The sequence below is a fragment of the Mycobacterium sp. IDUB_39 genome (assembly GCF_055419205.1).
Genome location: NZ_JBVAXF010000003.1, coordinates 597,370 through 609,459, shown reverse-complemented (window position 1 = coordinate 609,459; position 12,090 = coordinate 597,370). Strand labels below are relative to the sequence as shown.

15 protein-coding genes and 1 pseudogene are annotated in these 12,090 nt (G+C 68.4%); 13 read left to right on the top strand and 3 right to left on the bottom strand.

Annotation, left to right across the window (positions count from 1 at the left end; genetic code table 11):
- The first annotated feature begins 1 nt into the window (after nucleotide 1).
- From ruvX to aroQ, 9 genes and pseudogenes are all read left to right on the top strand, one after another.
- Nucleotides 2-508, top strand: a complete 507-nt coding sequence (gene ruvX / locus ACZY0X_RS14870) for a Holliday junction resolvase RuvX (protein WP_463771423.1) — start codon at nucleotides 2-4, stop codon at nucleotides 506-508.
- Complete coding sequence (gene mltG / locus ACZY0X_RS14865; protein WP_463771421.1) at nucleotides 501-1,751, top strand: endolytic transglycosylase MltG; 1,251 nt, start codon at nucleotides 501-503, stop codon at nucleotides 1,749-1,751. The genes ruvX and mltG overlap by 8 nt, the downstream gene beginning before the upstream one ends.
- Nucleotides 1,752-1,799: 48 nt before the next feature.
- A complete protein-coding gene (locus tag ACZY0X_RS14860) occupies nucleotides 1,800-2,597 on the top strand; it encodes a shikimate dehydrogenase (RefSeq protein WP_463771420.1) in 798 nt (265 codons plus the stop codon).
- A 9-nt stretch (nucleotides 2,598-2,606) separates the two neighbouring features.
- A complete protein-coding gene (locus ACZY0X_RS14855) occupies nucleotides 2,607-3,059 on the top strand; it encodes a prepilin peptidase (protein WP_463771418.1) in 453 nt (150 codons plus the stop codon).
- 19 nt (nucleotides 3,060-3,078) lie between these two features.
- Nucleotides 3,079-3,588, top strand: coding sequence for an N-acetyltransferase family protein (locus tag ACZY0X_RS14850; RefSeq protein WP_463771417.1), 510 nt, complete (start codon nucleotides 3,079-3,081; stop codon nucleotides 3,586-3,588).
- 42 nt (nucleotides 3,589-3,630) lie between these two features.
- A complete protein-coding gene (gene aroC / locus ACZY0X_RS14845) occupies nucleotides 3,631-4,851 on the top strand; it encodes a chorismate synthase (RefSeq protein WP_463771607.1) in 1,221 nt (406 codons plus the stop codon).
- Nucleotides 4,851-5,375: pseudogene (locus ACZY0X_RS14840) on the top strand (shikimate kinase); the annotation flags it as partial. The gene aroC and the pseudogene ACZY0X_RS14840, both read left to right, overlap by 1 nt.
- Before the next feature lie 112 nt (nucleotides 5,376-5,487).
- Nucleotides 5,488-6,567, top strand: a complete 1,080-nt coding sequence (gene aroB, locus ACZY0X_RS14835; protein ID WP_241399276.1) for a 3-dehydroquinate synthase — start codon at nucleotides 5,488-5,490, stop codon at nucleotides 6,565-6,567.
- A 26-nt stretch (nucleotides 6,568-6,593) separates the two neighbouring features.
- Complete coding sequence (aroQ, locus tag ACZY0X_RS14830) at nucleotides 6,594-7,037, top strand: type II 3-dehydroquinate dehydratase (RefSeq protein WP_241399275.1); 444 nt, start codon at nucleotides 6,594-6,596, stop codon at nucleotides 7,035-7,037.
- Here aroQ and ACZY0X_RS14825 read toward each other — a convergent pair.
- Entirely contained in the window at nucleotides 7,028-7,597 is a 570-nt protein-coding gene (locus ACZY0X_RS14825) for a B-4DMT family transporter (RefSeq protein ID WP_463771415.1), read from the bottom strand. The genes aroQ and ACZY0X_RS14825 overlap by 10 nt on opposite strands.
- Nucleotides 7,598-7,630: 33 nt before the next feature.
- Between ACZY0X_RS14825 and ACZY0X_RS14820 the strand changes: the two genes are divergently transcribed.
- Genes ACZY0X_RS14820 through nusB form a run of 3 tightly spaced genes read left to right on the top strand, consistent with a single transcriptional unit; the run spans nucleotide 7,631 to nucleotide 9,778 of the window.
- Nucleotides 7,631-8,722 (top strand): aminopeptidase P family protein, encoded by a 1,092-nt coding sequence (locus ACZY0X_RS14820; RefSeq protein ID WP_463771414.1) that lies wholly within the window; start codon nucleotides 7,631-7,633, stop codon nucleotides 8,720-8,722.
- A 14-nt stretch (nucleotides 8,723-8,736) separates the two neighbouring features.
- Complete coding sequence (efp, locus tag ACZY0X_RS14815) at nucleotides 8,737-9,300, top strand: elongation factor P (protein WP_463771412.1); 564 nt, start codon at nucleotides 8,737-8,739, stop codon at nucleotides 9,298-9,300.
- Nucleotides 9,293-9,778 (top strand): transcription antitermination factor NusB, encoded by a 486-nt coding sequence (nusB, locus tag ACZY0X_RS14810; RefSeq protein ID WP_463771411.1) that lies wholly within the window; start codon nucleotides 9,293-9,295, stop codon nucleotides 9,776-9,778. The genes efp and nusB overlap by 8 nt, the downstream gene beginning before the upstream one ends.
- 13 nt (nucleotides 9,779-9,791) lie before the next feature.
- Here nusB and ACZY0X_RS14805 read toward each other — a convergent pair whose 3' ends face one another.
- A complete protein-coding gene (locus ACZY0X_RS14805) occupies nucleotides 9,792-10,220 on the bottom strand; it encodes a hypothetical protein (protein ID WP_463771410.1) in 429 nt (142 codons plus the stop codon).
- Nucleotides 10,221-10,248: 28 nt separating this feature from the next.
- On the opposite strand from ACZY0X_RS14805, the gene pdxR reads away from it, so the two are divergent.
- Nucleotides 10,249-11,694 carry a MocR-like pyridoxine biosynthesis transcription factor PdxR gene (gene pdxR, locus ACZY0X_RS14800; RefSeq protein ID WP_463771408.1) on the top strand — a complete coding sequence of 482 codons (1,446 nt, stop codon included), beginning with the start codon at nucleotides 10,249-10,251 and terminating at the stop codon, nucleotides 11,692-11,694.
- On the opposite strand, the gene ACZY0X_RS14795 is transcribed toward pdxR, so the two are convergent.
- A complete protein-coding gene (locus ACZY0X_RS14795) occupies nucleotides 11,691-12,050 on the bottom strand; it encodes an alpha/beta hydrolase family protein (RefSeq protein WP_463771407.1) in 360 nt (119 codons plus the stop codon). The genes pdxR and ACZY0X_RS14795 overlap by 4 nt on opposite strands.
- Nucleotides 12,051-12,090: the final 40 nt, after the last annotated feature.

Sequence of the window (12,090 nt, the reverse complement as noted above, 5' to 3'; positions counted from 1 at the left end):
GGTGACCCATCCCGACGATCGCCAACCGGACCGGCCCGGGCCGTCTGACCCCGGACGTGGGCCACGTGTTGGCATCGACGTCGGCACCGTCCGGATCGGTGTCGCCGTCAGCGATCCGGACGGGATCCTTGCGACGCCAGTGGAGACGGTGCGCCGGGACAGGACGGACAAGCACGTCCGTCGGCTGGTGAGGCTCATCGAGGAACTGGGCGCCGTGGAGGTGGTGGTGGGATTGCCGCGGACGCTGGCCGACCGAACTGGACCGTCGGCGCGCGATGCCATCGCTGTCGCGGATGCACTTGCCGCGCGTATCGCACCCATCCCGGTGCGCCTCGCAGACGAACGATTGACCACCGTGACTGCACAGCGCTCCCTGCGTGAAGCAGGGGTGCGCGCGAAGGGACAGAGGGCGATGATCGACCAGGCCGCAGCTGTTGGCATCCTCCAGAATTGGCTGGACCAGCGGCGCCACGTGCAGGCCGATCACAGCGGTGCTGACGATGTCTGACGATTGGGGCCGCGACCGGCCGCAACCGACGGCGGTGGGAGCGCCTCGACGCGGCATGAGCCGCACCGAGAGAGCCCGCGCCAGCCGCAACAATCGGCGTCGCCGTACCGTCACCGCGCTCTCGATCACGGCGCTGGTCGTCGTGGTGGTCGGCGCGGTGTTCCTCGGCTCGCGGATGTGGCACGGACTGTTCGGCACGAGTGACGACTACACGGGCGCCGGTGTCGCCGACGTGATCGTCGAGGTGCACAACGGCGACTCGACCACGGCGATCGGACAGGCGCTGCAGGAGAAGGGTGTAGTGGCGACCTCGCGGGCGTTCGTCGACGCCGCCTCGGGTAACGCCGCCATCTCGGCCATTCAGCCCGGCTTCTACAAGGTGCGCACCGAGATTCCCGCTGCCGATGCGGTCAAGCGATTGGCCGATCCCAAGAGTCGTGTGGGTCTGATGGTGATCCCGGAGGGCCGCCAACTCGACGACACCGCGGATGTGCGGACGAACGCCGTCACCGACGGCATCTTCTCGCTGATCTCCAAGGCGACGTGCGTGAGTCTCGACGGGACCGAACAGTGCGTCGGTGACGATTCCCTCAAGGACGCCGCCTCATCCGGGGAACCGTCGGCGTTGTCGATCCCGAAGTGGGCGGTCGAACCGATCAAGGCGGTCGGTGATGATCACCGCCGCATCGAGGGTCTCATCGCACCGGGTACGTGGAACGTCGACCCGTCGGCGTCGGCGCTGGAGATCCTCTCGGAGCTCATCGCGGCCAGTGTCGCGCAGTACGAGGCCAATGGCTTGCTCGCGGCAGGAGCCGCGGAGGGCCTGTCGCCGTACGAGATCCTGACCGTCGCGTCGCTGGTGCAGAAGGAGTCCATGCCGGACGACTTCGCCAAGGTGGCCCGCGTGATCTACAACCGGCTGATCGCCGCCGATCACCGGCGGCTCGAGTTTGACTCGACGGTCAACTACTCGCTGGACCGCCAGGAGGTGGCCACCACCGACGGCGACCGCGCCAGAGACACTCCGTGGAACACCTATGTCCGCGAGGGGCTTCCGGCGACACCGATCTGCTCACCGGGGCTGCCCGCGCTGGCTGCCGCCGAGCACCCGGAGCCGGGGGACTGGCTCTACTTCGTGACCGTGGATCTGCAGGGCACCACATTGTTCACCCGTGACTACCAGCAGCACTTGGCCAATATCGAAGTGGCCCAACGCAATGGTGTGCTCGACAGCGCCCGCTGAGCGTGCGGTGACGCGCACGATCCGGTGGTGCGCGGTGGCGGGTCGGCGATGACGGCCCGTAGGGCCGCGGTGCTCGGCTCGCCGATCGCCCACTCGAGATCGCCGCAGCTGCACCTGGCGGCCTACGCGGCGCTGGGACTCGTGGACTGGACCTATGAGCGCATCGAGTGTGGTGCCGATGAACTGCCCGCGCTCGTCGGCGGATTCGGCCCGGAGTGGGTCGGGGTGTCGGTGACCATGCCGGGGAAGTTCGCCGCGCTGCAGTTCGCCGACGAGCGGACGGCGCGCGCTCAACTGGTGGGGTCGGCCAACACGCTGGTCCGCACCGACACCGGGTGGCTGGCGGACAACACCGATGTCGACGGCGTGACTGGTGCGCTGCGTGCCCTGATCGAGATGACGTGGGGCCGGGCCGCGGTCCTCGGCTCCGGTGGTACAGCGCCCGCCGCCGTGCTGGGGTTGGCCGAACTCGGCTTCCCTGACATCTCGATCGTGGCGCGCAATCCCGACAAGGCCGACCCGCTGGTGGCGTTGGCCGAGCGGGTCGGGGCCACGGCGCGCTGGGTCGAATTGGGCACTGCGCTCGACCGGCTGGACGTTGTCGTCAGCACCATTCCCGCCGATGTGGTGGCGGCCCACGCACCGTCAATCGTCGGGGTCCCGCTGCTGCTCGACGCGATCTACGACCCGTGGCCCACACCGCTGGCATCGGCGGTGGAGTCGGCCGGCGGCCGCGTGGTGAGCGGACTGGCGATGCTGCTGAACCAGGCGTTCGCCCAGGTTGAGCTGTTCACCGGCCAACCGGCGCCGAAAGAGGCGATGAGTAGGGCCCTTTCCGCGGATTAGCCTTTTCAGATGGGGGCGGCGCCTGCGGTGGGGTGTGTGGTCGTGCTGGTCTGGCTCACCGCCTTGAGCGTCTACGACATTCGCCAGCAGCGGCTGCCCAACGCCCTGACACTTCCGGGAGCGGTGGCCGTGCTGGTGATCGCGGCGGCGACCGGTCGCGGGCCTGCGGCGCTGGCCGGGGCGGCCGCGTTAGCCGGGTGCTATCTGGTCGTGCACCTGATATCGCCCGCCGGCCTTGGCGCGGGCGACGTCAAGCTCGCCATCGGCGTGGGAGCGCTGTGCGGGGCGTTCGGACTCGATGTGTGGCTGTTGGCCGCGCTTGGGGCCCCGCTGCTGACGGGGCTGTGGGCCATCGGTGCGGCCATGCGCCGCGGACCCGGTTTGCGTCGCGCGGCGGGTGTTCCGCACGGACCGGCAATGTGCGTGGCGACCGCCACAGCCGTCGCGGTGGCCATCACCTGAGCCATACGGTGGACACACCATGTCAGCTCGCCTCGCCCAACCGTCGGATCTCCCCGCCATCGCGGAGATCTACGAGCACTACGTGACCGGCAGCGTCGCGACGTTCGAGGTCGATCCGCCCGACGCCCAGGAGTGGCTGCGACGGCTCGGCACGATCACCGAGGCGGGCCTACCGTTCCTGGTCACTGAACGCAATGGTGCCGTCGCCGGGTACGCATACTGCGCGCCGTGGAAGGCCCGGCCGGCCTACCGCGCCACCGTCGAGGACTCGGTCTACGTCGCGCCGTGGGCTGTCGCGATGGGGTGTGGCACCGAGCTGATGGCGGCCCTGCTCGAGGCGTGCAGGGATGTGGGGGTCAGGGAGGTGATCGCGGTTATCGCCGACAGCGGCGACCCCGCCTCGGTGCGCCTGCACGGCCGATTCGGTTTCGTCGAGGCCGGGCGCCTGTCCCGCGTCGGCCACAAACACGGCCGCTTCGTCGACACCGTCCTGCTGCAGTGCAGCCTGGCGCGGGACGCCTCGGCATGACGGATTACGTCAGGTTCGGCGTGTCATGGGAAGATGGGACGCGTGTTGCGATGGACCACTGCTGGTGAATCTCACGGCCGCGCGTTGGTGGCCGTGGTTGAGGGCATGGTCGCCGGTGTCGGCGTTACCACTGAGGATATTGCGGGGCAGCTGAGGCGGCGACGCCTGGGCTACGGCCGCGGGGCCCGGATGAAGTTCGAGGCCGACGAGGTCACGATGCTCGCCGGGATCCGGCATGGGCTCACGATGGGCGGTCCGATCGCCATCGAGATCGGCAACACCGAGTGGCCCAAGTGGGAGACCGTGATGGCGTCGGATCCCGTGGATCCCGCCGAGCTCGACGTGGCGCGTAATGCCCCGCTGACCCGCCCCCGACCTGGTCACGCCGATTACGCGGGCATGCTCAAGTACGGGTTCGACGACGCCCGGCCGGTTCTCGAGCGCGCCAGCGCCCGCGAGACCGCAGCCCGAGTCGCTGCAGGCACCATCGCGAGGGCCTTCCTCCGCGAGGTACTCGGCGTTGAGGTGCTCTCACACGTCATCTCCATTGGCGCCTCCGCGGCGTACGACGGTCCGCCGCCGCGGCCCGAGGACCTCGCCCGGATCGACGACAGCCCGGTGCGGGCTTTCGACGAGGCCGCCGAGAAGTCGATGATCACCGAGATCGAGGACGCGAAGAAGGACGGCGACACCCTCGGTGGCGTCGTCGAGGTGGTCGTCGACGGCCTCCCCATCGGACTTGGTTCGTTCACCAGTGGCGAGGATCGGCTCGACAGTCAGCTGGCCGCCGCGCTGATGGGAATTCAGGCCATCAAGGGCGTCGAGATCGGTGACGGCTTTCAGACCGCACGACGCCGCGGCAGCGTCGCCCACGATGAGATCTACCCCGGACCCGACGGCGTCCTTCGCTCGACGAATCGCGCGGGCGGGCTTGAGGGCGGTATGACCAACGGCCAGGCCCTGCGCGTGCGGGCCGCCATGAAGCCGATCTCGACGGTGCCCCGTGCGCTGGCGACGGTCGACATGGCCACCGGCGACGAGGCTGTCGCCATCCACCAGCGCTCCGATGTGTGCGCAGTGCCCGCCGCAGGCGTGGTGGCCGAGACCATGGTCGCCCTTGTGCTCGCGCGCGCCGCACTGAGGAAGTTCGGCGGGGACTCGGTGGCTGAGACGCGGTCCAACGTCGACGGCTACCTGCGCGCTGTCGCGGCCCGGTCGGGCGCCGACCGCGGGATCGATCCGGCGGCGCGGGCGTCGGGCTGATGGCACCCAAGGCCGTGCTGGTGGGCATGCCCGGATCGGGCAAGTCCACCATCGGGCGGCGCTTGGCCAAGGCGCTCGGTGTGCCGCTGTTGGACACCGACGCCAAGATCGTCGAGACCACCGGCCGCAGCATCGCCGACATCTTCACCGACGGTGAGGCGGAGTTCCGTCGCATCGAGGCCGAGGTGGTGTGCGCGGCCCTGGCCGAACACGACGGCGTCGTCTCCCTCGGCGGCGGCGCGGTCACCTCGCCGGCCGTGCGAGAGGCTCTCGCCGGCCACACCGTGGTGTACCTCGAAATCAATGCGGCCGAGGGGATTCGGCGTACCTCGGGTGGGACGGGCCGTCCACTGCTGGCCGGCACCGATCCCGAGGAGACGTTCCGCAAGTTGATGGCGGAGCGTGTGCCGTTGTACCGCGAGGTCGCCACCATGCGGGTCAACACCAACCGCCGTAACCCCGGTGCGGTCGTCCGTCACATCGTCGCGCGTCTGGAGTGCAACTCCGTCGAGCAGCAGCCGCCGCGCAAGCGGCGCAGGCCGGCGTGGCGGCGATTGCCCACTGTTCTCAATCCCGGTCCCATCACCGAGGCCCCGCCGAGTCCATCGGCCCTGGCCCGCCAAGCGGAAGCGCGTAATGACTGAACCCGTGACCGTCGACGTCCAGGTCGACCGGCCGTACCCCGTGATCATCGGCACCGGCCTGCTCGCCGATCTGACCCGGATCCTCGCCGATCGCCACAGGGTGGCGATTCTGTACCAGCCCACGTTGGCTGCGACCGCAGAGGCGATCCGTAGTGCCTTGGCGGACAACGGTGTCGACGCTCACCGCATCGAGATTCCGGACGCCGAGGCGGGCAAGGAACTGCCCGTTCTCGGGTTCATCTGGGAAGTGTTGGGCCGCATCGGGATCGGTCGCAAGGATGCCGTCGTCAGCCTCGGCGGGGGAGCGGCGACCGATGTCGCTGGCTTCGCCGCCGCCACCTGGCTGCGTGGCGTCGACGTCGTGCACGTTCCGACCACGCTGCTCGGCATGGTGGACGCAGCGGTGGGCGGGAAGACCGGCATCAACACCGACGCGGGTAAGAACCTGGTCGGGGCGTTTCATCAACCGCTCGCCGTACTGGTCGACCTTGCGACGCTGGAGTCGTTGCCGCGCAACGAGATCGTGGCTGGCATGGCCGAGATCGTCAAGGCCGGTTTCATTGCCGATCCCGTCATCCTTGACCTGATCGAGGCCGACCCCGAAGCCGCGCTCGACCCCTCCGGCACCGTGCTACCCGAGCTGATCCGCCGTGCCATCGCGGTCAAGGCTGAGGTGGTGGCCGCCGATGAGAAGGAATCGGAGCTCCGCGAGATCCTCAACTACGGCCACACCCTGGCCCACGCGATCGAGCGGCGCGAGCGCTACAAATGGCGGCACGGGGCGGCCGTCTCGGTCGGCCTGGTGTTCGCCGCCGAACTCGGCCGGTTGGCCGGACGGCTCGACGATGCCACCGCCGACCGGCACCGGGCCATCCTGACCTCGCTGGGGTTGCCGGTGGACTACGACGCCGACGCCTTCCCTCAGCTGCTGGAGCACATGGCGGGCGACAAGAAGAACAGGTCCGGTGTGCTGCGCTTCGTGGTGCTCGACGGGCTGGGCAAACCAGGGCGTCTCGAGGGGCCCGATCCGTCGTTGTTGGTGGCCGCCTACTCGGAGATCGGGGTTCGATGAGCGCTCGCGCGAAGAGCATGAGTGCGATGAGCGCTCGCGCAGCGACAGTGCATGTGGTGAACGGACCCAACCTGGGCCGGCTCGGCCGGCGGGAGCCCGCGGTCTACGGCAACACCACCCACGACGACCTGGTCGCGATGATCGAGCAGGAGGCCGACGAACTCGGCCTGACGGTTACCGTGCGGCAGTCGGACAGCGAGGCCGAACTACTGGGCTGGATTCACGATGCCGCCGACGCGGGTGAGGCGGTGATCCTCAATGCCGGTGCGTTCACACACACGTCGGTGGCGCTGCGGGACGCCTGCTCGGAGTTGACCGCCCCGTTGATCGAGGTGCACATCTCGAATGTCCACGCCCGGGAGGAGTTCCGGCACCACTCGTACCTGAGTGCGGTCGCGACCGGCGTCATCGTCGGTCTCGGCGTGCAGGGGTATCTGTTGGCCCTGCGCTACCTCGCCGCTCAAGCCTGACGGTCGCCGTTCGGCGTCTCGTCGGTGCCACCCGATGAGCCGACCGCGGCGGTCGGCTGTGCGTCGTCGCGGACGGCCTCGAAGACATCGGTGTCGGCACGGTCGGTGTCGGTGCCCTCCCGCTGCCGCTCCAGGGGCGCCGAGTTGCGGTCAATGAGGTAGCGGCCTACGGCCACACCGGCGATGGCGGTCAGGAAGGTCACCAGCGCGGTGAACGCGGCGAAGGTGGTGATCTCGTTGAGGAGAGCCTCGGCGTAGACGTTGTTGTAGAAGAGCGAGATGAACCACGCCACGAACCCGCTGACGACGCCGGCGAAGAGTCCGGCGAGCAGCCACGTCATCGCGAGGTCACCACGACGGTCGGGGTCGGGATTGGCTGCCGCGTCAGCACGGCCGTCGAGGATGCCCCAGACGAACGAGGCGAGGCCGAACAACACCACCAGCGTCACACTGATCAGAAGTGCCTGGGTTTCCCAGGCGTTGATCAACGCGCCTTGAAGCAATCGGACGACGACCATCAGGGCGGCGAACACCAGTCCGCGCAGCAACCACTTGCTCATGAGGGCACACCCTAGCGAGTACGGTCATGCACCGTGACGATTTCCCAGCGCAGGGAGAGGTTGCGTCGCCGACTCGCCGCGGTCGAGCTGGACGCAATGTTGATAACAGACCTGGTCAACGTGCGTTATCTGTCCGGATTCACCGGTTCCAACGCGGCATTGTTGATTCGTGTCGACGACGACACACCCGTGTTGGCGACCGACGGGCGCTACGTGACGCAGGCCGCGGCGCAGTCCCCGGACGCCGAGGTCGTCATCGAACGGGCATGCGGCCCGTATCTGTCGGCGTGCGCCGCTGAACGCGGAGTGCGCAGGCTCGGCTTCGAGAGCCACGTCGTCACCGTGGACGGGTTCGCCACCCTTAAGCATGCAGCGGGTGCCGTCGAGTTCGTCCGTGCCGCGGGCACCGTCGAGGCGCTGCGCGAGGTCAAGGATGCCGGCGAGATCGCGATGCTTCGCCTGGCCTGCGAGGCCGCCGATGCCGCGCTGGCCGATCTGGTGGCGGCGGGCGGGCTGCGGCCGGGCCGCACCGAGAAGGAGGTCGCCCGCGACCTGGAGTCCCGGATGCTCGACCACGGCGCTGACGGGGTGTCGTTCGAGACCATCGTGGCGGCGGGGCCCAACTCGGCGATCCCACACCACCGTCCGACCGACGCGACACTGGCCGCGGGTGACCTGGTCAAGATCGACTTCGGTGCCCTGGTGGCGGGCTACCACTCGGATATGACGAGGACCTTCGCGCTGTCGCCCGTCGCGCAGTGGCAGCTCGACGTCTACGACCTGGTGGCCACGGCTCAGCGGCTGGGGCGAGAGGCGCTGGCGCCGGGGGTGTCGCTACGCGACGTCGACAGTGCATCGCGGCAGGTCATCGCCGATGCCGGGTACGCGGAGAACTTCGGCCACGGGCTCGGACACGGGGTCGGACTGCAGATCCACGAAGCGCCGGGAATCAGCGCGTCCTCCGCCGGTACACTGCTTGCTGGTTCTGCCGTGACCGTGGAACCCGGTGTATACCTGCCCGGCTACGGCGGTGTCCGCATCGAGGACACACTGGTCGTGGGCAGTGCGAACACACCCGCACCCGAATTGCTTACCCGGTTCCCCAAGGAACTGGCCATCCTTTAGGAGTTGTACCCAACGTGGCTTCGACCGCAGATTTCAAGAACGGACTCGTCCTGCAGATCGACGGCCAGCTGTGGCAGATCACCGAGTTCCAGCACGTCAAGCCCGGCAAGGGGCCGGCATTCGTGCGCACCAAGCTCAAGAACGTGGTGTCCGGCAAGGTTGTCGACAAGACCTACAACGCCGGTGTGAAGGTCGAGACCGCGACCGTCGACCGGCGCGATGCCACCTACCTGTACCGCGACGGCAGCGACTTCGTGTTCATGGACTCCGAGAACTACGAGCAGCACCCGCTTCCGGAGGCGCTGGTCGGGTCCTCCGCCGACTACCTGTTGGAGAGCATGCCGGTCCAGATCGCGTTCCACGACGGCGTGCCGCTGTACCTCGAGCTTCCCGTCACCGTCGAGCTGGTGGTCAGCCACACCGACCCGGGTCTGCAGGGTGATCGCTCCAGCGCGGGCACCAAGCCGGCCACCATGGAGACGGGTGCCGAGATCCAGGTGCCGCTGTTCATCAACACCGGTGACAAGCTCAAGGTCGATTCCCGTGACGGCAACTACCTGGGTCGGGTGAATGCCTGACCGCCGATCCGACCGGGGTCGGCATCAGGCCCGCAAGCGGGCCGTAGAAGTCCTGTTCGAGGCCGAGGCGCGTGGTATGACCGCCGCAGAGATCGCGGACTCACGAACCACCCTGGCCGAGAGCGACGCCGAGACCTCGGGCCTGAACCCGTACACGGTGACCGTCGCGCATGGCGTCACCGAGCACGCCGCCCACATCGACGACCTGATCTCGGCGCACCTGCAGGGCTGGACCCTGGAGCGGCTTCCCGCTGTCGACCGCGCGATCCTGCGCGTCGCGGTGTGGGAGCTGCTGCACGCCGAGGACGTTCCCGAGCCGGTCGCTGTCGACGAGGCCGTCGAGCTGGCCAAGAAGCTGTCAACCGATGACTCCCCGGGCTTCGTCAACGGAGTGCTGGGCCAGGTCATGCTCGTCACCCCGCAGATCCGTGCGGCGGCCGCCGCGGTACGCGGAGCCGCAGCCCCACCTGAGGCATAGCGGACATCTGGTCTCACGCCGAGTGCCCCGCGATCCACTTACGCGCGCGGTCGAGGATGGCGTGGGGGTCGAACGTGTCGGCGGTCCACGTCGTGGAGCGAACGGACCCGCGGGGGGCGTAGCGCGACATGATGTCGACGTGATGGGGCAGGACGATGAACCGCTCCAGGTCGTCTTCGCTGGCCCAGATCGAGATCGAGCCGCTGCGCGCGGCGGCAGGCACCGACCAGAGCCACAGGCCGACAGCTCCGGGCATGGCGTACCAGCCCATGCGCGTGCGCATTCCGTTGACGGCGACAGCCGGAAGCGTATGCAGATGATGTACCGCGAAGTCGGTGACGCTGACCACGACGGGAGCGTCTGCAGGATCGTGCGGCCCAGGCATCCACGGTGTCAGCAGCGGGGCGGACGACGAGGTGTGAGCGGTTTTCGTGTGGGCCATGACTCAAGGTTGTCCGTAGAATTGGCATGTGTCACGATCCAATTCTGACCGCGATAAACAGACCAATTCTGTGGATCCCGGTTATCCGCTGGATGTCTTGCTCGCATTGGATCGCTCCGAACGCCGGGGGTTGCGCGAGCAGCTGCAGCAGCAGTTGAGGTCGGCCATCCAGCAGGGGCAGCTGGCCCCAGGGACATTGCTGCCACCGTCACGCACGTTGGCCCGGGATCTCGGCGTCGCCCGCAGTGTGGTGGTTGATACGTATGAATATCTCGCCGCAGATGGATATCTGGGCGGTCGGCAGGGATCTGGCACGCGGGTGTTGCCCATTGCCCAACCGGTGTTCGCACCGCCAACCGTCAGGACCGAGCCCGATCGTGCGGTCCGTTTCATCGGTGGGCTGCCCGACCCCGCATTGTTTCCGCGAGCGGAATGGCTGCGGCATTACCGCGCGGCGCTGAACGATGTGCCGAACCGTGGGCTTGGGTATCCGGGACCGCATGGGGCGCAGCAGTTGCGGGAGGCGTTGACCAACTACCTCGGTCGGGTGCGCGGCGTTGCGGCCACCCCCGACAGAGTCGTGGTCACCGGCGGCCTGACCCAGGCTGTGGTCCTGATCTGTCGAGCGCTGCGGTCTCGCGGTGTCGAGGCGGTTGCCGTCGAAGACCCTGGCTTCGGGTTTCATCGGGCAGCCATCGCCAACACCGGGCTGCGGGTGGTGCCGATACCGGTTGACGACGACGGACTGGACGTCGCCCGCCTAGCCCGCCACCACGACGTCGGCGCCGTCGTGGTGGCGCCCGCGCACTCCTATCCGACAGGAGCGGTGCTCAGCGCCTCGCGCCGCACCGCGCTGGTCAATTGGGCAGAACGCCACGACGGCGTGGTCATCGAGGACGACTACGACGCGGAGTTTCGCTACGACCGGGCACCCATCGGAGCGCTCCAGGGACTTGCGCCAGAACGAGTCGCGTACGCGGGGTGTGCGAGCAAGATGCTGACGCCCGCGCTGCGCCTTGGCTGGATTGTCTTGCCGGGCTGGCTTGTTCAGGATGTGGTCCGGGAAAAGCTGCTTGATGACATGGGTACCACCATGCTCGAACAATTGGCGCTCGCACGCTTCATTGAATCCGGCGGATTGGCTCGGCATCTTCGTCGTGTACGCCCAGTCTATCGCCGCCGACGCGACGCCACCCTCGAGGTGCTCTCGACGGCGCTTCCGGGAGCGGTACCCACCGGCGTGGCAGCGGGCCTGCATCTGTATGTACAACTGCCGAACGGGTGCGACGAATCGAGCCTCATCGAGGCGGCACGCCAGCGGAGCGTCCTCATCGAGGGAGCTAGCGAGCACTGGTCCGATCCACGTTCGGCGCTACCGGCGTTGGTGCTTGGCTACGGTGCGATCGCCGAGTCCGCGATCCGCGACGGGCTGGCGACCCTCGGGTCGATCTACCGCGGCGCTGTGAGCGACTAGGCGGTGTCGCGGACGAATCCGGCGATCACCTCGCCGAGTTCCTCACCGCGCTGCTCCTGGACGAAGTGGCCCGCGCCCGTGATCGTGTGATGGCGCATTCCGCGGGCGCCAGGCACCCGTTTCTGAAACACCGTCTCCCAGCCACGGGTGGCGGGGTCGCCGTCCGAGTACGCGGTGAGGAACGGACGGTGCCACTGTTCGAGAGCCGCCATGGTGGCTCGCCCGATCGCGGCGCCCGGGTCGTTGCGCGTGAGTGGCACCAGTGCCGTCATCTGGCGCAGGCCGGCCTGGTGCGCGCGGTCGGGAAACGGTGCGTCGTACGCGGCGAGCACCCCAGCATCGAGCGGCCCGGCCACGGCGTTCAGGAACAGGCTGGGCGTGACGTCGGGGGAGCGC

Excerpts from the sequence above, each read along its gene's own strand:
- ACZY0X_RS14825 (WP_463771415.1), bottom strand. The coding sequence starts at position 7,597 with ATGAGCAAGTGGTTGCTGCGCGGACTGGTGTTCGCCGCCCTGATGGTC.
- ACZY0X_RS14855 (WP_463771418.1), top strand. The coding sequence starts at position 2,607 with ATGGGGGCGGCGCCTGCGGTGGGGTGTGTGGTCGTGCTGGTCTGGCTC.
- mltG (WP_463771421.1), top strand. The coding sequence starts at position 501 with ATGTCTGACGATTGGGGCCGCGACCGGCCGCAACCGACGGCGGTGGGA.
- nusB (WP_463771411.1), top strand. The coding sequence starts at position 9,293 with ATGCCTGACCGCCGATCCGACCGGGGTCGGCATCAGGCCCGCAAGCGG.
- ACZY0X_RS14850 (WP_463771417.1), top strand. The coding sequence starts at position 3,079 with ATGTCAGCTCGCCTCGCCCAACCGTCGGATCTCCCCGCCATCGCGGAG.
- ACZY0X_RS14860 (WP_463771420.1), top strand. The coding sequence starts at position 1,800 with ATGACGGCCCGTAGGGCCGCGGTGCTCGGCTCGCCGATCGCCCACTCG.
- ACZY0X_RS14805 (WP_463771410.1), bottom strand. The coding sequence starts at position 10,220 with ATGGCCCACACGAAAACCGCTCACACCTCGTCGTCCGCCCCGCTGCTG.
- aroB (WP_241399276.1), top strand. The coding sequence starts at position 5,488 with ATGACTGAACCCGTGACCGTCGACGTCCAGGTCGACCGGCCGTACCCC.
- aroQ (WP_241399275.1), top strand. The coding sequence starts at position 6,594 with ATGAGCGCTCGCGCAGCGACAGTGCATGTGGTGAACGGACCCAACCTG.